This is a genomic window from Hydrogenophaga sp., from assembly GCF_031426985.1.
In the GTDB taxonomy this organism is placed as follows: Bacteria; Pseudomonadota; Gammaproteobacteria; order Burkholderiales; family Burkholderiaceae_C; genus Hydrogenophaga.
Map to the genome: position 1 here is coordinate 53,905 of NZ_JASJOY010000033.1, position 21,993 is coordinate 75,897.

The 21,993-nt window shown below is 58.5% G+C and carries 20 protein-coding genes; 19 read left to right on the forward strand and 1 reads right to left on the reverse strand.

Translation table 11 applies throughout. The annotated features are described in order from the left end of the window. The first annotated feature begins 3 nt into the window (after positions 1–3). The 14 genes from RMP09_RS04425 to RMP09_RS04490 all read left to right on the forward strand — a co-directional run bounded on the left by RMP09_RS04425 (position 4) and on the right by RMP09_RS04490 (position 16,177). Positions 4–2,265: a polysaccharide biosynthesis tyrosine autokinase gene (locus tag RMP09_RS04425; RefSeq protein WP_310564791.1), complete on the forward strand. Its 2,262-nt coding sequence runs from the start codon at positions 4–6 to the stop codon at positions 2,263–2,265. A 35-nt stretch (positions 2,266–2,300) separates the two neighbouring features. Further along, complete coding sequence (locus RMP09_RS04430; protein WP_310564792.1) at positions 2,301–3,413, forward strand: glycosyltransferase; 1,113 nt, start codon at positions 2,301–2,303, stop codon at positions 3,411–3,413. Between the two features lie 66 nt (positions 3,414–3,479). After that, positions 3,480–4,586: an NAD-dependent epimerase/dehydratase family protein gene (locus tag RMP09_RS04435; RefSeq protein WP_310564793.1), complete on the forward strand. Its 1,107-nt coding sequence runs from the start codon at positions 3,480–3,482 to the stop codon at positions 4,584–4,586. Then, entirely contained in the window at positions 4,583–5,860 is a 1,278-nt protein-coding gene (gene tviB, locus RMP09_RS04440) for a Vi polysaccharide biosynthesis UDP-N-acetylglucosamine C-6 dehydrogenase TviB (RefSeq protein WP_310564794.1), read from the forward strand. The genes RMP09_RS04435 and tviB overlap by 4 nt, the downstream gene beginning before the upstream one ends. Positions 5,861–5,877: 17 nt before the next feature. Continuing rightward, on the forward strand, positions 5,878–6,945 hold the full coding sequence (locus RMP09_RS04445; protein WP_310564795.1) for an SDR family oxidoreductase: 1,068 nt from the start codon (positions 5,878–5,880) through the stop codon (positions 6,943–6,945). A gap of 69 nt (positions 6,946–7,014) precedes the next feature. Continuing rightward, complete coding sequence (locus RMP09_RS04450; RefSeq protein WP_310564796.1) at positions 7,015–8,457, forward strand: flippase; 1,443 nt, start codon at positions 7,015–7,017, stop codon at positions 8,455–8,457. 74 nt (positions 8,458–8,531) lie between these two features. Continuing rightward, complete coding sequence (locus RMP09_RS04455; RefSeq protein WP_310564797.1) at positions 8,532–9,065, forward strand: CatB-related O-acetyltransferase; 534 nt, start codon at positions 8,532–8,534, stop codon at positions 9,063–9,065. Between the two features lie 26 nt (positions 9,066–9,091). Beyond that, on the forward strand, positions 9,092–9,592 hold the full coding sequence (locus RMP09_RS04460; protein ID WP_310564798.1) for a hypothetical protein: 501 nt from the start codon (positions 9,092–9,094) through the stop codon (positions 9,590–9,592). Between the two features lie 48 nt (positions 9,593–9,640). Beyond that, positions 9,641–10,741 (forward strand): class I SAM-dependent methyltransferase, encoded by a 1,101-nt coding sequence (locus RMP09_RS04465; RefSeq protein WP_310564799.1) that lies wholly within the window; start codon positions 9,641–9,643, stop codon positions 10,739–10,741. Then, the gene (locus RMP09_RS04470; RefSeq protein ID WP_310564800.1) at positions 10,741–11,778 is read left to right on the forward strand and encodes a glycosyltransferase; all 1,038 of its coding nucleotides are present in this window, start codon (positions 10,741–10,743) and stop codon (positions 11,776–11,778) included. The genes RMP09_RS04465 and RMP09_RS04470 overlap by 1 nt, the downstream gene beginning before the upstream one ends. A gap of 3 nt (positions 11,779–11,781) precedes the next feature. After that, positions 11,782–12,786: a glycosyltransferase family 2 protein gene (locus RMP09_RS04475; protein WP_310564801.1), complete on the forward strand. Its 1,005-nt coding sequence runs from the start codon at positions 11,782–11,784 to the stop codon at positions 12,784–12,786. Between the two features lie 17 nt (positions 12,787–12,803). Beyond that, a complete protein-coding gene (locus RMP09_RS04480; protein ID WP_310564802.1) occupies positions 12,804–13,871 on the forward strand; it encodes a glycosyltransferase in 1,068 nt (355 codons plus the stop codon). Between the two features lie 130 nt (positions 13,872–14,001). Continuing rightward, the gene (locus RMP09_RS04485; protein WP_310564803.1) at positions 14,002–15,135 is read left to right on the forward strand and encodes a glycosyltransferase family 4 protein; all 1,134 of its coding nucleotides are present in this window, start codon (positions 14,002–14,004) and stop codon (positions 15,133–15,135) included. Then, positions 15,122–16,177, forward strand: coding sequence for a glycosyltransferase family 4 protein (locus RMP09_RS04490; RefSeq protein ID WP_310564804.1), 1,056 nt, complete (start codon positions 15,122–15,124; stop codon positions 16,175–16,177). Before RMP09_RS04485 ends, RMP09_RS04490 begins: the two co-directional genes overlap by 14 nt. Before the next feature lie 50 nt (positions 16,178–16,227). Here RMP09_RS04490 and RMP09_RS04495 read toward each other — a convergent pair whose 3' ends face one another. Then, positions 16,228–16,368 carry a hypothetical protein gene (locus RMP09_RS04495; RefSeq protein WP_310564805.1) on the reverse strand — a complete coding sequence of 47 codons (141 nt, stop codon included), beginning with the start codon at positions 16,366–16,368 and terminating at the stop codon, positions 16,228–16,230. A gap of 20 nt (positions 16,369–16,388) precedes the next feature. On the opposite strand from RMP09_RS04495, the gene RMP09_RS04500 reads away from it, so the two are divergent. The 5 genes from RMP09_RS04500 (at position 16,389) to RMP09_RS04520 (ending at position 21,812) form a co-directional block, all read left to right on the forward strand. After that, positions 16,389–16,544: a hypothetical protein gene (locus RMP09_RS04500; RefSeq protein ID WP_310564806.1), complete on the forward strand. Its 156-nt coding sequence runs from the start codon at positions 16,389–16,391 to the stop codon at positions 16,542–16,544. 25 nt (positions 16,545–16,569) lie between these two features. Then, positions 16,570–18,645 carry an asparagine synthase (glutamine-hydrolyzing) gene (gene asnB / locus RMP09_RS04505; RefSeq protein ID WP_409559683.1) on the forward strand — a complete coding sequence of 692 codons (2,076 nt, stop codon included), beginning with the start codon at positions 16,570–16,572 and terminating at the stop codon, positions 18,643–18,645. 123 nt (positions 18,646–18,768) lie between these two features. Beyond that, entirely contained in the window at positions 18,769–19,818 is a 1,050-nt protein-coding gene (locus RMP09_RS04510) for an EpsG family protein (RefSeq protein WP_310564807.1), read from the forward strand. 627 nt (positions 19,819–20,445) lie between these two features. Then, complete coding sequence (locus RMP09_RS04515; RefSeq protein ID WP_310564808.1) at positions 20,446–21,045, forward strand: hypothetical protein; 600 nt, start codon at positions 20,446–20,448, stop codon at positions 21,043–21,045. 137 nt (positions 21,046–21,182) lie between these two features. Next, entirely contained in the window at positions 21,183–21,812 is a 630-nt protein-coding gene (locus RMP09_RS04520; protein ID WP_310564809.1) for a YdcF family protein, read from the forward strand. Positions 21,813–21,993: the final 181 nt, after the last annotated feature.

Here is a 21,993-nt window from a genome sequence, read left to right on the forward strand (position 1 = left end):
ACCATGTCTCCCCTTGCGGCATCGCCCGCACTCAACGCCGCGGCCCATGTGGACGACGACAGGCGGATGAACCTGCAAAGCCTGGTCGAGACCGTGGTCGACCAACGTTGGCCGATCATTGCCACCACGGCAGCTGGTCTGGCAATCGCAATGGCCTACGCGCACCTGAGCACGCCGATCTACGCAACCAACAGCCTCGTACAGGTTGAACTCGCCGCGGGCAATCCGCTCGAAGGCGCCCTGGGATCGGCTGGCGGCCTGCTGGGCAACACAGCATCCATTGCCGCCGAAATTGAAATCCTGCGCTCACGCATGATCGTCGGCCGTGTTGCGGAGCAAATGCGACTCGACCTGAGCGTCCACCCGCGCTACGCCCCTGTCATTGGCCCTTGGCTGGCACGGCGCGCCAGCGGCCTGTCCGAGCCTGGCTTTCTGGGCATGTCGGGATACGTCACCGGCACCGAGTCGGCCGAAATCGCACGCTTTGAAGTCTCCCCGCCTCTGCTGGGCCAGACCTTCGTACTGGCAGCCACCAAAGAAGGCTTTGCCCTGCGCAGCACAGAAGGCCAGCACATCGTCGCCGGCCCGCTGGGGCGCTCGCTGGATTTTGAACACCACGGGGCACAAGGCACGATATGGGTCGCGGCCCTGAATGCCCGCCCCGGTGCCGAATTCCTGCTCAGCCGCAGCTCAGCCCTGTCCGTCACACAAAACCTGCAGGGCACGCTGAACATCACCGAACAAGGCCGCGGTTCCGGCATCCTCTCCATCGGCCTTGAAGGTGCAGACCCCCAACACATCGCACACATCCTCAACGAGGTCGCAGCGCAGTACGTGCACCAGAACGTTGAACGCACGGTCGCAGAGGCCGACAAAACGCTCGCCTTTCTCGACAAACAGCTGCCCGCCTTGCGCCGCCAGCTGGAAGCCTCTGAAGACCGCCTCAACCGGTTTCGCAACGAGCACGGTTCCTTCGACTTGGCCGCCGAAGCCAGCACGCAACTCACCCGCATGGTGGAACTGCGCACCCGGGTCTGGGAACTGGAGCAACGCCGCAAGGAGCTGAGCGAACGCTACACCGCAGAGCACCCGGCCATGACCGCCTTGACACGCCAACTGCGCGCAACCAACGTCGAAATCGACCGACTCGACCGCCAGGCCAAAGCCCTGCCATCCACCGAACTGGCATTGCTGCGCCACACGCGCGACGTCAAAGTCAACAGCACCCTCTACACCAGCCTGCTCGACAGTGTTCAGCAGCTGCGTCTGGTCAGGGAAGGCAAAGTTGGTCATGTGCGGGTGATCGACCCGGCCTTCGTTCCGGAACACGCCAGCAAACCCCAACGCTCGCGCATCATGGGCCTGGGTCTGCTGCTGGGCCTGCTTGCTGGCCTGGGCCTGGCCCTGCTGCGCAACGCCATGCGCAACGACATCCAGTCGCCCGAAGAAATCGAACAGGGCACCGGCATGAACGTGCTGGCCACCGTCCCGCTGTCGGCCCGGCAGGTCGCACTGTCGCAAGACATTGATCAGCACAAGAGCGGCCGGCATCTGCTGGCGCTGCACGACAGCACCGATGTGGCCATTGAAGGCCTGCGCAGCCTGCGCACCGCGCTGCAGTTCGCCATGCTCGAAGCCGACAACAACCTCGTGCTGTTCACCGGCCCGTCGCCAGCCCTTGGCAAGAGCTTTGCCTGCGCCAACTTTGCTGCGGTGCTGGCCGCTGGCGGCCAGCGGGTGCTATTGATCGACGGCGACCTGCGCAAAGGCCATCTGCACCGCTACTTTGACCTTGAGCGTGGCCCCGGCCTGAGCGAGCTGGTCGCCGAGCAACAGCCCCTGCAGCAACTGCTGCACACCGAAGTGGCCCCTGGGCTGGATTTCATCGCCACCGGCCAGCTTCCGCCCAACCCGGCCGAATTGCTGGCCTCGGGGCGCACCCGCCAGCTGCTGGCCGATCTGTGCGCCCAGTACGACACTGTCCTCATTGACTCGGCCCCCGTCCTGCCTGTGTCCGACTCGCATGCCCTCGCCGTCCAGGCCGGCACCGTGCTGTTGCTGGCCCGCGCCGGGCAAAGCGCAGTGGGTGACCTGGTCGAGTCCGCCAAACGCCTGCAGCAAGCCGGCGCCCGGGTGCGTGGCGTGATCCTCAACGGGCTCGACCTCAGCCGCCGCCGCTACGGCTACGGCTACAGCAATGGCTACCGCTACGGCCGCTACCGCTACCGGCAAGACGACTACGGCAGCTACCAGCAAAAGGCCTGAAACCAGCCGCCCGCCGAACCGACGCCAGTTCGCGCATGAACATGAGCCTGTTCACCAGCACCCTGTTCACATCGCTGAGCATCTGCGTGCTCATCGTGTTCACCCAACCGCTGCACGGCCGCCTGACGCTGGACCACCTGCCGGGCGTGCAAATGCTCCATGGCAAGCCCGTGCCCCGCATCGGCGGCGTGGGCCTCTTCCTCGGGCTGTTGGCCGCCTGGGGGCTGGCCCCCGACAGCCTGGGCAGTCTCCTAGCGCCCCTGCTCGTGGCGGGCCTGCCGGCACTGGGCGCAGGCCTGCTCGAAGACATCACCAAGCTCATCGGTGTCCGTGTCCGGCTGTTGGCCACGATGGTCAGTGGTGTGCTCATCTGTCTGCTCACCGGCGCCTCGCTCGACCATCTGGACATCCCCCTGATCGACCCGCTGTTCGCACTGTCCCCCGTGGCGGTGCTCTTCACCGCCTTCGCCCTTGCCGGCATAGCCAACGCCATCAACATCATCGACGGCGTCAACGGCCTGGCCAGCGGTGTTCTGGTCTGCTGCAGCGCCGCCATCGGCCTGGTGGCCGCGGGTGTGGGCGACACCGAACTGGCCTGGACCGCCGCCTTGCTGGCGGCCGCCAGCGCCGGCTTCTGGCTGGTGAACTTTCCGTTTGGCAAGCTCTTCCTGGGCGACGGTGGAGCCTATTTCGGCGGCTTCGCGCTGGCCTGGCTGGCGGTGCTGCTGCCCATGCGAAACCCCGATGTTTCACCCTGGGTCGGCCTGCTGGTCTGCGCTTACCCGGTCATCGAAACCCTCTACACCATCCTGCGGCGTTTGCGCAGCCACCAATCCCCCGGCGCGCCCGACGCGGCCCACCTGCACAGCCTGGTCATGAGCTGCCTGGTTGCGCGCCGGGCACCCGGCTGGCCCGCCTGGGCGCAGCACAGCCTGGTCAGCCTGCCACTGTGGGGGCTGGCCGCGGCCCCGGCGGCGCTGGCCATCTGGCTGGCACTAGAACCCGCCCAAAACCTGGCCTTGGCCTTTGCCGGCATGTTCGTCGCCTACCACCTGATTTACCGCCTCGTGCTGTGCCGGCAAAAGGCGCGCCCAGCCAGCCCTCTTCGGCAAGACCCCCGTCAGGAACACCTCCACGCGCCTCGCTGACGCCGCCAACGGCCGACACAGTTCACACACGCACGCAGGGGCACCGCCCCCGGCCGCGCCATCCGCATGGATGCACAGATGCCACCCCACCCGCCACTGCAAGCACAACTGCGCCAGCAGCCCCATGTCTGGCTGGTCACCGGTGTGGCCGGCTTCATAGGCAGTCACCTGCTGCAAACCCTGCTCGAAACCGACCAGAGCGTCGTCGGTCTCGACAACTTTGCCACCGGCCCACGCAGCAACCTGCACGCCGTGCAAAGCCAGGTCATCCCCACCCAATGGGCCCGGTTCCGGCTCATCAAAGGCGACATCCGCGCCCCCGGCGACTGCCACCGCGCCTGCGACGGGGTCGACCACGTCGTCCACCTGGCCGCGCTGGGCAGCGTCAAACGCAGCCTGGCCGATCCCATCACCACCAACAACACCAACGTCTGCGGCTTTGTCAACATGCTGGTGGCCGCGCAGGAAGCATCGGCCAGCACCTTCACCTACGCCACCTGCAGCAGCACCTACGGCCAGCCAGCCGTGGCCGCTGCGGCTGAAACACAGCCCGGCCAGCCGCTCAGCCCCTACGCCGCCAGCAAACAGATCAACGAGCTCTACGCCGACGTCTTTGCCCGCAGCCTGGGCATGCCCTCCGTTGGCCTGCGCCTGTTCAACGTCTACGGCCCACGGCAAGACCCCGACAACGCACACGCCTACCCCGTGGCCCAGTGGATCCAGGCGCTGCAGCGCCAGCAAACGGTGCAACTGCAAGGCAACGGCCATGTGCTGTGCGACCTCACCCACGTTCGCGACGCGGTGCAGGCCATCTTGCTGGCCGCCACCGCCCGGCCCGAAGCCCGCAACCAGGTCTACAACGTGGCCAGTGGCCAGAGCGTGCACCTGCTGGCGCTGCTGGCGCAACTGCAACAGGCCATGGGCCAAGCTCCCCACGGCCACCCCCGGCCAGCGCCCTTTGGCGCCAGCGCCCTCACTGTCTGCGCCGACATCGGCAAAGCCCAGCAACACCTGGGCTACCAGCCCAGCGTGCCCCTGGCGCAGGGCCTGGCCGAAACCCTGGCCTGGTACCGCACCCACTGCGCCCACGCCACCGCCCCCGCCAAAGCGGCCCCCCGCACCCGCCCGCGCGCTCGAACACGCACATCCTCCTCTCTGACCCACTCTTCATGAACCTGCAAGACAAGACGATCGCCATCATCGGCCTGGGCTACGTCGGCCTGCCCCTGGCGGTGGAATTCGGCAAACAGCGCCCTGTCGTCGGCTTCGACATCAACCCCCAACGCATTGCCGAACTCCGCGCCGGGCAAGACCGCACGCTGGAGGTCAGCGCCGAAGAACTGGCCCAGGCCGCCCACCTGGCCTGCACCCACACCGCCAGTGACCTCGATCACTGCCAAGTGTTCATCATCACCGTGCCCACGCCGGTGGACAAAGCCAACCGCCCCGACCTCACCCCTCTCGTCAAGGCCAGCGAAACCGTGGGCCGCGCGCTCAAGTCGGGTGACATCGTCATCTACGAATCCACCGTGTACCCCGGCGCCACCGAAGAGGTGTGTGTGCCCGTGCTCGAACGCGCCAGCGGCCTGCGCTTCAATGTGGACTTCTTCTGCGGCTACAGCCCCGAACGCATCAACCCCGGCGACAAACAACACCGCCTGCCCAGCATCCAGAAAGTCACCAGCGGCAGCACCCCGGCCGTGGCTGACGAAGTGGACGCACTCTACGGCCAGATCATCACCGCAGGCACCCACAAAGCCAGCAGCATCAAGGTGGCCGAGGCCGCCAAGGTCATTGAAAACACCCAGCGCGACCTGAACATCGCGCTCATGAACGAGCTCAGCCTGATCTTTCAGCGCCTGGGCATCGACACGCTGGACGTGCTGCAGGCCGCCGGCACCAAGTGGAACTTTCTGCCCTTTCGCCCCGGACTGGTGGGCGGCCACTGCATCGGGGTGGACCCGTACTACCTCACCCACAAAGCCCAAGAAATGGGCTACCACCCCGAAGTGATCCTGGCCGGCCGCCGCATCAACGACGGCATGGCCCGCCACGTGGCCGACCAGACCGTCAAGCTCATGCTGCGCAAAGGCCAGCCCGTGCTGGGCAGTCGCGTGCTGGTGCTGGGCCTGACCTTCAAAGAAAACTGCCCCGACCTGCGCAACACCAAGGTAGTCGACATCGTGCACCACCTGCAGACCTACCACACCCAGGTCGACGTGTACGACCCCTGGATCGACCCGCAAGAAGCCCTGCACGAATACGGCCTGCACTGCATGGCGCAAGAACCCGAACCCGGCAAGTACCACGCCATCGTGGTGGCCGTGGGCCACCACGAATTCCTGCAACTGGGGGCCGACGGCATCAAGACATGGGGCGTGCCCGATGCCGTGCTGTACGACGTCAAAGCCATCCTGCCCGCCGGCACCGCCGACAGCCGGCTGTAACCCCCGCCATGGCTCTCATGCCCATTCCCCGCACCCCGGCGCCCCTGGCGGAGCCCACCCGCTACCAGGCGCTCTGCCAGCAACTGCAGGCCCAGCCCCGTACCTGGCTCGTCACCGGCGTGGCCGGCTTCATCGGCAGCCACCTGCTGGAAACCCTGCTCAAACTCGACCAGCACGTGGTCGGGCTGGACAACTTCGCCACCGGCCACCGTCGCAACCTTTGCGAAGTGCAATCTCTGGTAAGTCCCCTGCAGTGGGGGCGGTTCGACTTCATCGAAGGCGACATCCGCAACCCGGTAGACTGCCAGCGCGCCTGCGACGGCATTGATCACGTGCTGCACCAGGCGGCGCTGGGCAGCGTGCCCCGCAGCCTGGCCGACCCGGTCACGACGAACGCCACCAACATCGACGGCTTTCTGAACATGCTGGTGGCCGCACGCGACGCGCAGGTGGCCAGCTTCACCTACGCCGCCAGCAGCAGCACCTATGGCGACCACCCCGCCCTGCCCAAGGTGGAAGACGCCATTGGCCGGCCGCTCAGCCCCTATGCCGTCACCAAATACGTCAACGAGCTCTATGCCGACGTGTTCGCCCGCAGCTATGGCTTTCACACCATCGGCCTGCGCTACTTCAACGTCTTTGGCCCCCGGCAAGACCCCAAAGGCGCCTACGCCGCCGTCATCCCCAAATGGGCTTTAGCCTTGCTCCAGGGCGAACCCGTACACATCAACGGCGACGGTGAAACCAGCCGCGACTTCACCTACGTGGCCAACGCCGTACAGCCCAACCTGCTGGCCGCCACCGCCACGGCACCCGAAGCGCTGAACCAGGTCTACAACGTCGCCGTGGGCGACCGCACCACCCTCAACGACCTGTTCCGCGAACTGCGCAACAGCCTCGTACCCCAAGGCGTGCCACCCGACACTCAACCGCAGTACCGCGACTTTCGGGCTGGCGACGTGCGTCACAGCCTGGCGGACGTGGGCAAGGCCCAGCGCCTGCTAGGCTACGCGCCCACCCACCGGCTGGCTGAAGGCATTCAACAAGCTATGCCGTGGTACGTAGCGCAGGAAGACATGAAGTGAAGGTAAACGTTTTGGGGTTGATGCAACTACCCGTAAACAGCGTACAAAGACACTGAGCAATTAATCAGAATGAGTATTGGACGCCACACGTTACTCAACCTTGGGAGTGCACTGATTCCTATGGCGATTGCACTGACAACAGTGCCTCTTTATCTGGGATACATCGGCGCTGAACGTTTCGGCGTACTTGCCGTGATCTGGGCGCTGTTGGGATATTTCGGACTCTTCGATCTAGGCTTTGGTCGCGCAGTAACTCAACGTATGGCGCGACTTCCGGAGGCAGATGAGATTGAGCGCAGCAAGCTCCTTTGGACAGCCTTTCTAAGCACCTTTTTGCTAGGAATGCTTGCAAGCATGTTGGTTTGGCTTTTTGCTGACTACATCCTGCTGAACGTGATTGACATGTCAGCCCAAAGTCGTCGCGAAGTAGCCATCGCGGTTACATGGATGCTGATTGCACTTCCAGCGCTCCTGACAACGACAGTCTTGACAGGTGCAATGCAAGCGCGCCTCAGGTTCACCGAACTAAACGCCATCCAATTGCTCGGCAACTCAATTAGTCATATTCTGCCTCTCGCGGTTGCTGCTTCGGGACGCGTTGAACTAAATTTTTTGGTACCGGCAATGCTCGTATCGCGAGTACTACTACCATTCCTTTTATTTAGGCAATGCCGCCAACATGTACCGTTAATTGGAATACCAGTAATTGACCGCACGCATTTCAAGGCAATGCTGAACTATGGTGGCTGGGTGTCAGTAATGATGTTTATCGCGCCACTTCTAGTTATCGTGGACAGATTGATCATTGCCACTATCAGCGGTGCAAAAGCTGTGACCTCGTACACCGTGCCGTATGACCTAGTTTCAAGAACAATGATCATTTCAGGGAGCTTGTCCAGTGCGCTGTTTCCTCGACTTGCATCAGCTGGCGCAGTCGAGGCACACAAGCTGGCTGAACGGGCGACCATTGTTCTGATTGCGATAATGACACCAGTGGTGATCACTGGCATATTTTTAGCTCAGCCCGCCTTAAACTTATGGCTGGGTTACTCACTCGCGGCCAATAGCGCAGGGGTTTCCGAGCTAATTTTACTTGGGGTGTGGATCAACGCACTAACAATTCCTTATCACGCTAGACTGATGGCAACAGGCCATCCTAAAACCGTCGTCACAATTTATCTTATCCAGATACCCATCTATCTGTTCATGCTATGGATAGGACTCAGAAACTGGGGGATTGCAGGCGCTGCCGGTGCATGGACTTTGCGCGTCTCAATTGACACCATGATGTTGCTCAGCGCAAATCACGCACTAGCAAATACTTTACGCCACGCGGCGCCATATGCAGCTTTGATTGCTATCGCCTCCGCCAGTGTCTTTTTTTTAAACTTGGCACCTTGGTCACAGTGGAGTCTAGGTCTACTTTTACTGGGAATTACTTTAGCCAAGGATCTCGATCTATTGGTTACAACGATTAAAGCACTCACGTATCAAAAGGCACCCATCAAATGACATTTAGGCGCCTCCGCTCTCTTATAAGCAAGATTTGGGAACGTCTTTTTCACGCGGACAATGTACCACTCGCCGTGCGCTACCCAGAACACCAGATTGGGATAGGTACTTATGGTGATTTGACTGTTTATTCGTGGGGCGAACGCGCCAAACTCAGCGTCGGCAATTACACATCGATTGCAGCAGGGGTAAAAGTATTTCTCGGCGGTGAACATCGAATAGATTGGGTAACAACCTTCCCATTCAACGTACTCATGGAAACTGCCCGCCACCATACAGGACATCCAAAAACAAAGGGCGACGTCTTGATTGGTAGCGATGTATGGATAGGGACAGATGCTCTAATTTTTTCAGGAGTCACAATTGGTGATGGTGCCGTTATTGGCGCCCGCGCGGTGGTAACACGTGATGTTGCACCCTACGCCGTAGTGGCAGGAAATCCAGCCAGTTTAATTAAATTCCGGTTCGATGAAGCAACCATTGAAAGGTTAATTAAGTTGAAGTGGTGGTCATGGCCACAGTCACAGTTAGAAAAAGCTATGCCAGATATGCTCAGCCAAAAAGTGCATGTTTTTTTGGAGAAAGCTGAAAGAAAAGAATACCAATAAACAACTTTTACACTGTCACCGATTAGTTGTCAAAAAAATTTTCCAACTCAAACCATCAGATCCTAACCGGGCAAATTACTGGCAACAAGTTCACGGCACAAATACTCTTGCTGGGGTTCTGGATCAACGCGTTTGCACGCGTCCCCTATGCACAACTGCAGGCGGCGGCCTTGGCAAGTTTGGTAGCCAAGTGTCACCTCGGTGAGTTGATCCCGTACATGCTGGCGCTGTATGCAGGCCTGCATTTCTGGGGTCTGCCGGGCGCTGCGGCCGCCTTCGGTCTGCGCGCCTTTGCCGACTGCGTCCTGCTGCTTTGGCTGGCAGGCAGTCTAAGAGTCGCCTTTTCGGCACTCGGTGTACCGGTGTTGCAGTTGTTGCTCGGGCTGACGGTGGCGGTTGCCCTGCCCGCTGGCGGTGGCGTGTGGTGGCTGGCGACCCTCGGCCTGCTGGCAGTGTCGCTCGCGTGGGCGTGGCGTAGCGCCCCCATCAAGGTTCGCCGCCTCGTGATGAAGATAGTGAACCGCTGAGCGAACGGTCTCCACGTGCCAACAATTGATTGAAAACCGAACAATCCAATGAGTGAACCCATCCTGTCTGCCAATGCACCGTGGAACCAAGACTGGCCGCCGGGCGATCTCGATCGTGTGCCGGTCTGCCCCATCTGTGGCGGTACCGAGCGCTCCAACCTGCATGAGGATCTGGTGGACAACGCTTTCTTTGTCGCGCCTGGCAAATGGTCCTTGCATGGCTGTGCCCACTGTGGGGGGGCTTACCTCGATCCACGCCCCAGCAAGGACTCGATTCACCGCGCCTATGCCAGTTACTACACCCACCAGGTAACGGCAGCCAAAGATGCATACACCAGCCTGAGCCCGGTGCGAAAACTGCGCCGCCGGCTCGTCAACGGCTACACCAACTGGCGGTATTCAACAAGGGAACACCCGTCTTCAAGATTAGGCCTATTCATGTTTGCGCCCTTATGGGGGCAACGCAATAGGCTGGCCAGTGAATACCGTCATCTGCCAAGACACCCTGAGGGCGGCGGCACGCTGCTGGATGTTGGATGCGGAAGCGGGGCGTTCCTCCGTGTGGCCCAATCCGCAGGCTGGAACGTGACGGGCGTCGACCCGGACCCTTCAGCAGTGAAAAACTGCCACAACCAAGGGCTCGATGTTTTGCAAGGCGGACTTGAGCGGTTTTCTGAACACGAAGCTTTGTTTGACGTGATCACCCTCAATCATGTCATTGAGCATGTACCTGACCCCGTTTTGACACTGCAAGCTTGCCATCGCCTTCTCAAACCAAAGGGCCAACTCTGGCTTGCCACCCCCAACATCAACAGCCTGGGTCACCAGCGATACGGCCCCAATTGGAGGGGTATTGAAGCACCAAGACATTTGGTTCTATTCAATCAAAAATCTTTGGCCACAGCACTCAAAGCGGCAGGATTCAAGAAACTCGTCAACAAGGCGAGTTCGAATCCCCTGCGATCCATGACGTTGGCTAGCGAGGCAATACGCTCAGGTCACTCGCCTGATCAAGTGCCGAAGCTATCGCTGGCGAAGGAATGGGCGGTTGTCGTTGGTCGGTTGCGCCAGATAATTGACCCCAGCGTCCAGGAGTTTTTGACGGTGATTGCCTACCGGGATGAATCAAATTTGAAAGGAACCCAGTGATGCCGACAAGAATCTCCGTGGCCATGGCCACCTACAACGGGGAAAAATACCTGCGGGAACAACTGGACAGCTTGGCAAAGCAAACGGCACTCCCTTACGAACTCGTCGTGTGCGACGACGGCTCTAAAGATGGCACGGTTCAGATCATCCGCGAATTTGCAGCCACCGCACCTTTTCCGGTCAACATCCATATCAATGAAACGAACCTGGGGTATTCAGATAACTTTCTGAAGGCAGCCAGACTGTGCCAGGGCGACTGGATCGCATTTTGCGATCAAGATGATGTCTGGATGCCTAGAAAATTTGAGCGGGTGACTCAAACCATTCGAAGTCAAGCAGACCATGAATTGATGTTGATCGGCCACACCTCGTTGGTGGCAAACGACAGGCTTGAGCCGACAGGGCAACGACTTCCAAATTTCCAACGAGATAGCCGCGACAAAAGAGCTAGTAATTTTGGCTATTTTTGCATTGTCGGATTTTCAATGATCTTCCGCAACAAATTAATAAATGAAATTGATGCAACACTAAGACCCAGGATTCATCGTGAAAATGCCTCAGTGCCCCCAGGACATGATCAGTGGATCGGACTGCTTGCCAATGCTCTGGGTGATATGGCGTTCATAAGCGAACCACTCGCGATTTGGCGCAGGCATGAAAACTCGTTAACACGGCCACCCGGACCCATGAAATGGATGGGGGAGGTGCGCATTGCCAAAACCGCCCTGACGCCTGAACCGTACATACTGCTCGGAAACATGGCAAAAGAGACCGCTGAGTGCTTGAAAAATATAGCAGACAATGTACCGATTAGCATAACCAAGCGGCGTCTCCATGTGGCATCCAAGAGTTTTTCAAAACTCGCCAACAACGCGTTTCTCCGAGGCAACTTGTACGCTCAACAAAGTCGGATGTCCAAGATCTGGGTGTTTGCCAAACTTCTCAAAACGAATGCCTACACCGGTCCGAAAATCAGTTCGCTCGGCTGGAAGTCTTTGTTGAAAGATATTGCTTTCACTGTCGGGGCTATTCATTGAGCGGTGAAATCGAAAAATACAATGCCGATATTTTCTATTCTCACGCCTTCATGGAACCGGGCGGCTTACCTTGAACGCGTTTGGCGTGGCCTGAACAGTCAAACCTTCAGGAATTTTGAGTGGATCGTTGCTGACGATGGTTCTACGGACGAAACCGAAGAGGTCGTTCGGTTACTCGCGGCACAGTCGAATTTCCCTGTCACCTATATCCGGGCCGACAAACATGTCGGCAAGGCGAGGATGGACAACGAAGCAGTTCGACAGGCCAAGGGTGAACTGGTCCTCTGGTGTGATTCCGATGACTGGCTGCTGCCAAATGCCACGACAAGCTTATGGCATGCTTGGTGCGCCATTCCCCAAGAATCAAAAGATGGATTCGTCGGGCTGACTGCATTGGCTTCTACCGAAGCGGGTACTATTGCCAATCCCATTGCAAATATAAGTGCAAGGGATGTGAGTTGGAATGATCTTGTGGGCACTCATTGCCTCACGGGGGACATGCTGTTTGTTGCGCGTGCAGATGCCCTCAAGGAACACCCCTTCCCTGAGGTTGATCTGGTCATTCCAGAGAGTGTTGTATGGACAACAATTGGACATCGTGCGACCCGACTGATCCCAGAAGTTCTAAAGATGGTGGAGTACAGATCTGAACATGCCATCTCTTTCAGCGGAAACATGAGCTACAGTCGGGGGCGCGCACACGCCTTGGCCACATCGGTCCGGAATCTGCGTTCGTACCCGAGGCCATGGAGGGTGCGAGCCTGGCGCTTGATCACTTTTATCCGCTACAGCTTGCATGGTGAAATTTCCCTGCGCGAGATGCAGCAACTATGGGATTCCAATTCCAAAGCACTTGATTTTTGGCTGGCTTTTCCATTGGCTTGTGCCATGGCCATTAAAGATCGCTTGCAGGGCAAGGTGCGTAAAACACACCGGGCGTTCCTTGACGGAAAGAATGCAGCACACATCACCACCACCGAGTTAACAAATGGAGTTGATGCAAATTGAATCAAGCAGGATTGGAAATGGCACAGACAAAAAAAGTTGCATTTTTGCTACCCAGTCTTAAATTTGGCGGCGGAGAGCGCGTGGCCTTGAATCTTGCACATGCGTTCAAAGCAAAAGGCCTGGAAGTTGATTTTCTTTTGATGAGCTTCGAGGGAGAATTTCTGTCTGAAGCAATTCGGCACTTCAATGTGGTTGATCTTGAATGCAGTAGGACCTGGATGTTGCCCGGCAAACTGGCACGCCACCTATTGCGCCATCGGTCTGATGCATTAATTTCAAGCTTCTGGAAGCTGAATCTTTGCGCCTGCCTCTCGCGCTTAGCAAATCCCCGAACAAAATTGATCGCATGGGAGCATTCGCCCCCCACGCGAAGCAGTCCGGCTTGGCTGTACGCAATCTCCTCTTCCATTCTCTACCGGTTGGCGACTCGCGTAGTCGCGGTGTCATCGGGCGTGGCAGCCAATGTATTGAAGAATACTGTGGGTCTGCGACATAAAGTCTCAACTATCTTCAATCCAATTGCGCCGCCAATCAATTTGCCAGCGCCCAGCAATGGCGCCGGTCTAAAAAAATTGATTTGGGTTGGTCGACTTGATGCCCCAAAAAACCCAAGCCTAATGCTGGAGGCATTTTCTCTGCTGCCCAAACATTCTGGCTATGTCCTGGATTTTGTTGGAGAAGGCAGGCTAAGACCAACTCTAGAGAGGCGCGCATCCGAACTCGGCCTGAATAAGAGTGTGAATTTTCTCGGCTTCCAGAGCAATCCGTATGCATCGATGGCTGCATCGGACATGCTGGTACTCACCTCTGATTCAGAAGGATTGCCTACCGTTTTAATTGAGGCTTTGTATGTCGGGCTGCGAATCGTGAGCACAGACTGTGGCGAGGGGGTGCATGACATTCTTGGGGATAACACCCACGGACTCATAACGCCTACTGAAAACCCAATTGCATTGGCTACAGCCATTCAATCCGGCTTTGCCAAATACTGCAATCCATCAATGCAGCGGGCTGCAGCCGATCGATTTAAGCCAGAAATGATTGCCGGGCAATTTGCAGAAGCCATTGGGCTTGAGGTGGCTTGAAATTTTTTCTGAGACCAACCCGAGAGAAGGCGAAAGTTTCGGCCTGGCAAAATCATCCACACCATAAAAAAGTCACACAAGGCAATCACCCAGCCCTTACCTCTAATCAGATTGCTCCTCAATCATACAAATGGCGCTGAATTCCAAAATGCGTGTGACTCACGTCCTTTATTCAGGTCTTGGCGGACACAGTGCGGTACTTTTTAGTCTTTTAAGGGGTGGGTTGCTGCGCACGGACCAGCACAGTATTATTTTCGCTGGTGTGGAGCCACCCCCTCCCGATTATCTTCGGCAGTGCGATGAATTAAAAATAGATAATCTGTATATCCCAAAGGCGCTTGGCAAGGGCAACCTGAAATTCCAATATCAAATTTTCAGGCGATTGGCGGATTTGAATACAAACATACTGTTTGTCCATGGCTTGGCCGCTACGCCCGCAATTGTGCTTCTCAAGGCACTCTGCATCGGCCGCAGAAAAACTTTCGTGCTGCTCAGGGAAACTCAGGCCAATGATCTTAAGTCACGGCGTGAATGGTTGATGCTGGCAATCGCGCACCAGTTTGCGGATCGAATTGTCCACCTCACGGAAGAAGCTGCACAAGGCGCTGCGTTGTATTTGGGAAAGCTTGTCCGATCACAAAAGGTTGGCATCATTCCAAATGGTCTCGATGTTGATTTTTATTCACCCGCCCCGAATTCCCGCAGCGTCGATGGAACAATTCATATTGGAATGCAGTCTCGACTGCAGTCAAATAAAGATCACCCCACACTTATCAAGGCTTTTGCCTTGATTCGCGATAGACATCCAAGTAAAAGTTTCCATCTTCATATTGGTGGGGACGGGAGTACCTACGAAGCCATCAAGCAAATGATTGACGCGTACGGACTCGGCAAAGTAGTGACTCTGCATGGGATGCTTGATCAGGCCAATCTGCGGGCCCTTTTGCAAAGGCTCGACATCTATGTACATTGCACGCATGGTGAAACGATGAGCACTGCACTCATGCAAGCTATTTCCTGTGGACTTCCGGTTATTGCATCGAATGTCGCAGGCGTAAACAACATGATTTTACCTAACCTGGGACTTCTGTATGCGCCGGGCGATGAAAACGACTTGGTCAAAAAAATCGATGGACTCGTTCTTAATCCATTGATGGCTGATAGGTTTCGTGAATGCGCAAGGAGTTACGCGCTTAAAAACTATTCCGTTGCGAACATCGTTAAATCATACGAAAAACTCATAGGCGAAAATGTCTTGCAGTAGTCGTATAAAAGTTGTTCATGCCATTCCCTATGATGGCATTGGTGGCGTTGAAACTGCTGCACGCTCATTGGTGGATGGGGTTTACGACGACATCGATTTCTCCAAGCTTTATCTGGTCGACAAATCTGACCACCCTGACACCAACACGTACACCTCCGAGAACCATCCGCTTGCCTATTGGGCGGCTCTCAGGACATTGTGTGCCCGCAATCCGGATGTGCTCGTGGCGTCTTTGTGGCGCAGTTGTGCGGTGTTGATTGCTTTCAAGCTGTTGCGTCCGCGTACCCCGGTGGTGACTTTTTTGCATTTGCCCGTGGATGTCCATTGGCTTGATTGGGCGTTGAATCGGCTGGCCATGCTCCTATCTCGTGAAATCTGGTGCGATTCACAGACCACCCTGGTCACCCGGGTGCCCAAGGTCTTGCGCAGACGGACACGGGTGATCTCTTTTCTGGTTCATCGTCTCTCTGCACCGGTTGAACGGCCAGTAGGCCCAAGCTTTATTTTTTGGGGTCGCTTGCACCCACAAAAAGGGTTGATCCGGGCTTTACGGCTATTCGCTAGAGTGCGAGAGACACAATCTGGTGCGGCGTTTCACATCGTCGGCCCTGATGGCGGTGAACGTGCTGCACTGGATGAGGAAGTGACTCGTTTGGGTTTGCAGCCATGCGTGCATTTTCACGGCGCCATGGCACAGCCAGATATTTTTTCATTGGCTCGTGGATTCGCTTTTTATTTGCAAACCAGTGTGAGCGAAGGTATGGCCTTGTCGGTGGTTGAGGCCATGCAATTGGGCCTCGTGCCTGTTGTGACGGCCGTGGGCGAGATCGGGCGTTATTGCGTGCATGAAAAAAATGCGTTAATCGTTGACCGCGATGAGGACGCCGTGAAATTGATTATTGAAATGCTGAGCGATGGGCAGCGCTACCAAGCAATGAGCCGAAGGGCTGTGGCGACTTTGGCCGATCAACCGCTATATGCGGAATCGGTCTTGAGTGCATGCCGCGGGATTTTTGAACCCAAAATGGCGCAAGACCACTGATGTGCGAATTTGCTGGTTTCTTTCAGCCGGGCGACGCGCGTCCTGAGTCTTCAATAGCGGTGGCCACCCGCATGGTCGCGGCCGTCACCCACCGCGGTCCGGACGACGCCAGCGCCTAGGCCGATGAAGCAGTCGGTGTGGCCCTCGGGCACCGTCGCCAGGCCATCGTCGAACTGTCGGCCGCCGGGCACCAGCCCATGGTCTCGAATGAGTGCGCTTCGCCATCGCCTTCAATGGCGAAATTTGCAACCACCTAGCGTTGCGCGCCGAGTTGCAACCCACCGCTGCTGCGCCAGCCTGGCGCGGGCATTCGGACACCGAGACCTTACCTGCCGATTTTGAGCAATGGGCATTGAGGCCACTTTAAGAAATACAAGACAGAGGGAAACAACATGTGTGGAATCACGGGGCTCATGGCCCTGACAAAAGACAGAGCGCCGATGGTGTTGAGAGACGCCATGCACGCCATGACAGATGCTCTGCATCACCGTGGGCCAGACGATGCAGGCGCCGATGTCGACGAAGTCGAGGGTTTGGCCCTTGGGCACCGGCGCCTGTCCATCGTCGACCTGTCCGCCGCCGGGCACCAGCCCATGGCCTCGGCATCCGGCCGCTACGTGATCGCCTTCAACGGCGAGATTTATAACCATCTGCAATTACGGGCAGAGCTGGAGGGGGCTGGGTTGGGGGCGGGAACGGGGAGCCCTCACCCCGGCCCGCTCCCAGTGGGAGAGGGAGCAAGACAGTGGCGCGGGCATTCAGACACCGAGACCTTGCTGGCCGGTTTTGAGCACTGGGGCATTGAAACCACTTTGCAGCGCTGCGTGGGCATGTTTGCCATTGCACTATGGGACAGGCAAACCCGCACGCTGACGCTGGCGCGTGACCGTATGGGTGAAAAGCCGCTGTACTACGGCTGGGTGGGGCGTGGTGAAGACCGGGCCTTTGCCTTTGGCTCCGAACTCAAGGCCTTGCGGGCTTACCCGGGGTTTGCCAACCCGGTGTGCCGGCAGGCGCTGACGCAGTACCTGCGCTTCATGTATGTGCCGGCGCCGCGCAGTATGTACCAGGGCATTTACAAGCTGGAGCCGGGTTGCCTGCTGACGGTGCAGGGCCAGCCACCAGTGGATGCACCCGAGCAGCCGCTGCGGCCAGGCCAGGCCCACGGCAGCCTGCGCGTGCAGCGCTGGTGGGCACTGGCCGACGTGGTGCAGGCCGGTGCACGCAACCCGGTGACCGACGACACCCAGGCGGTGCGCTTGCTGGAACACCGGCTGAGCGAAGCCGTGGCCATGCAGGCCCTGGCCGATGTGCCGCTGGGGGCATTTTTGTCGGGCGGGGTGGATTCGAGCACCATCGTGGCGCTGATGCAGCGCCAGGCCACCCGGCCGGTGAAGACCTTCACCATCGGCTTTGACGAAGCGGGGTTTGACGAAGCCCCGTACGCCCTGGCCGTGGCCCGCCACCTGGGCACCGACCACCACGAAATGCGCGTGACCGCGCAGATGGCGCAAGACGTGATACCCACGCTGCCGTGGATGTACGACGAGCCGTTTGCCGATGCCTCGCAAATACCCACCCACCTGGTGTGCCGGGCCGCGCGCCAGCACGTGACGGTGGCGCTGAGCGGCGATGCCGGCGACGAGCTGCTGGGGGGGTACAACCGTTATTTTTGGGGCCCTCGCATCTGGAACCGGCTGGGTGCGCTGCCAGCCCCCCTGCGCCACGGCCTGGGCCATGCGATGGCGAGCGTGCCGGTGGCAGCATGGAACAGCCTAGGCGCACCGTTCATGGGCTCACGAGGCGGCGTGGCCCGCCTGGGCGACAAGCTGCACAAGCTGGCTGACCGCCTGCAAACGGTGCACAACCTTGATGGTGTGTACCGCAGCCTGGTGTCGGAATGGGCGGACCCGGCCGCACTGGTGCGGGGGGCAGACGGTGGTGCCGTGCAGGAGCCGGCCAGCCTGCTGGACGACCCGCTGCCCCCCACCGGGCTGCAAGACGACCCGCTGCCCATGATGTACCGCGACAGCATGAGCTACCTGCCCGACGACATTTTGTGCAAGGTGGACCGTGCCGCCATGGCCACCAGCCTGGAGACGCGGGTGCCCTTTCTGGACCACCGGGTGGTGGAACTGGCCTGGTGCATGCCGCTGCACATGAAGGTGCGCGGCAACGTGGGCAAGTGGGCGCTACGCCAGGTGCTGTACCAGCACGTACCGCGTGAACTGATCGAACGGCCCAAGGCGGGCTTTGCCGTTCCCATCGGCCCGTGGCTGCGCGGCCCGTTGCGCCCCTGGGCCGAAGACCTGTTGAGCGAAGCGCGCCTGCGCGCTGAAGGCTATTTGCACCCCACCCCCATACGCCAGGCCTGGGCCGAACACCTGAGCGGCCGGCGCGACCACACCGCCCGGCTGTGGGCGGTGCTGATGTTCCAGGCCTGGCTGCAGGCACAAGGCCCCACCTGACGCCCACCCACAACCCGACGGCACCCGCCATGGCCACGGCCGCGGTTTGATTTTTTTGAACGATTCCCTGAGCGACCCCCTGATATGTGGCCCTATTGGTTGATGTTTTTGGTGCCGGCTTATATGGCCTGGCAAGAAGTGAGGCAACGGCCGGCTGGTCTGGCTACCAGTCAAGGCGCGCCGGTGCCGCTGGGCTGGGCCTTGGCGGGCCTGGCCCTGGCGCTGCTGGTGGGTTGGCGGCACGAGGTGGGGGGCGACTGGGTGAGCTACCTAGGCCATTTCAACGCGGTGGGCTACGAGTCGCACCACGCTGACTGGTGGTGGAACGACCCCGGTTACCGCCTGCTCGAATGGCTGGCGTTCCAGAACGATTGGGGCATGCACGGCGTCAACCTGATGGCGGCCGCCGTGTTCAGCTTTGGGCTGCTGCGCTTTTGCCGCGAATTGCCCCGGCCCTGGCTGGCGCTGGCGGTGGCGGTGCCGTACCTGGTGATCATTCTGGGCATGGGCTACAGCCGCCAGGGTGTGGCGCTGGGTTGCCTGATGGCGGGGCTGGTAGGGCTGGGGCGCGGGCAGTTGTTGACCTTTGTGGTGTGGACGGTGCTGGGCGCCACGTTCCACAAGTCTGCCGTGCTGCTGCTGCCCATGGCGGCGCTGGCCGCCACCCGCAACCGCACCTGGGCCACCGTGTGGGTGGGCCTGGTAGTGGCACTGGCCTACAGCCTGCTGCTGGAAGATTCGGTGGACGCCCTGCGCAGCGGCTACCTGGAGGCGGAATACCAGTCAGAAGGCGCACTGGTGCGGCTGCTGATGAACGCTTTGCCGGCCGCCTTGCTGCTGTGGCATTACCCGCGGCTTGCAAAGACGCTGCCCCATGCGCAGCAGCGCCTGTGGTACTGGCTGGCGTGGGCATCGATGTTGCTGATGGCTTTGTATCTTTTGAGCCCGTCGAGTACGGCGGTGGACCGGGTGGGCCTGTACCTGCTGCCCCTGCAGCTGATGGTGTTTGCCCACCTGCCCGAAGTGCTGGGCCACCCACGCGCGGCCAACCAGGGCTGGGTGGTGGCGGTGCTGGGGTATTACGCCACGGTGCAATTTGTCTGGCTGAATTTCGCCACGCACGCATTTGCCTGGCTGCCCTACCGCTTTTACCCGCTTGAGGTGCTTTTCTGACATGCACTTCAAAAGTGCTTCCGCCTGTCAATTTAGATCATGCATGCATCAACAATCACCGATTTGAGATCTTTTTTGGTTAAACATTCATCTATATGAACACAGTCAACTATAGAAGACTTGTCGCGCTCCTATGCATGATCACTGCTATTTCGATAACTAACAGGTGGCTCGTAACGCCTCTCGGCCTCGAATCATTTGGACGAATATGGTATTTGTTTGTTAGCTATCAAGACCTCGGATTTGTCAAGAGAGCTCTTGAGGGAACGATCCTCAAAGCCACAGGCTTATCTTTGGCATTTGAAAACCCATACCGATTTGCCTTCCTCTATCACTCCTGCAAACTAATATTATTAATTGGGCTTATTTGTCGATTGCTGGTGAAAAATCAAATTGAGAACCGCGCATTAATATACGCAATATTTTTTCTCCCGCACTTGTTTTGCATTATGGATATGAAACAGGAAGCATGGATGCAACTCTTGCCATCCTCACACTTGCCATATTTTTGTTCAATATCAGCAACCTCCTTTTTATCATCGCACTTTGCACTGGCGTGATGCTGCATGAGGTGTATATTTTTTTATCCCTTCATTAATAGTACTTAGACTTAATTATACAAAAGAGATGCCGCAATCTTTTGTTGGTCTTATTTGGAAACTACTTCTATATTCAGCCGCACCCACACTCATTGTGGCAATTCTAATCTATGCAGCACAAAATCCTCCAGATAGACTTTGGTACGAGGAGATTATTTCAAAATACCTTGGCCCAGCCGTCAATAAGCATCCATTTTGGAGCGGCTATTTTGAACTATATAAAGGAATCAAGGAAAATGTTGACGCCACACACAATTCTCGCAACCTCTCACCAACTGACATTGCATTAACACTGATTCCCCTGCTTTACACTTCACTTTTGCTAAGATTAATCTATCTTCTCTACAAGAGGATAGATCACTCAAAGGCATGGATACTGGTCATCTGCCTGTGCCTGCCGATGGTAGCTTTTTATTTCGCCACTGATCTTTACAGGTATTTTTCATACATTGGCACAATATCCATTCTTGGAATAATATCAACCTGGAATAATAAGACGGGTACTTCAAATCAAATTAAATATATATTAATTGCGATAACCATACTAACAATAACCGGACCGCTAGGTAATTTTCCGGTATCAGACCCCTATCCCGTGCTTAGATTTGCCGTAGATAAAGTTCTCTAAATTCAATTTAGACACAAAACTCCATAACGGCAGCCATTATTCAGGCGGCCGTTGCAAAAGCATCAATCGAACAGACGCCGAGTATTGATTTCGAAAAACAAACCCACACCGCCCGCCGGGGCCGGCGCCTGCTGCTGGTGGCGGGGCTGTGGCTGACGGTGTGGTCGCTGCCGGTGGTGAGCGAAAGCCTGCGCGGCGCCTGGGAGGCGCGTGCGGGCGAAAGGGTGTGGCAGCGCCTGCCCCCTGCGGCTGCCCTGGTGGTGCTGGGCGGTGGCGTGAGCGGCGCCCAGCCGCTCCTGCGGCCCGAGTCCGACATGGGCCGCAGTGCCGACCGCCTGTGGCACGCCGCGCGCCTGTACCACGCGGGCAAGGCGCCGGTGGTGGTGCTCTCGGGCGGGGTGGTGCGCACAGGCGGCGGTAGCGAAGCGCAGGCCATGCGCCAGGTGTTGCAAGACCTGGGCGTGCCAGCCGCGGCCATCTGGCTGGAAGACCAAAGCGCCGACACCGCCAGCAATGCCGAACGGGTGATGCGGCTGCTGCGCGCACGCGGCATTGAACGGCCCTTGCTGGTGACATCGGCACTGCATATGCCGCGCGCGGTGCGCGAATTTGCCCGCGCCGGCCTGGCGGTCACGCCGGCGCCCACCGACTTTGAAGTGATCAACCCGACCCAGGACCTGCTGCAGTGGGTACCCAGTGCCGACGCACTGGCCGGCAGCGGCCGCGCTTTCAAAGAACTGCTGGGCTGGTGGCTGGCCGCACGCTGAGCGGTTTCTACACCGGCCGGTTGGCTGCCTACGCGCACCGGTAGGCCACACACGCAGACCTGTTGGTTGGTCTGCACCCCAGTGCACCAGCACTGAACGCCACACCTCATTGCCCTTTTTGCTCTTTGGCGCCAACCGCTGCCGGTTGGCCTGCGCCTGACAGCCGCTGCCCCTCTGGCGT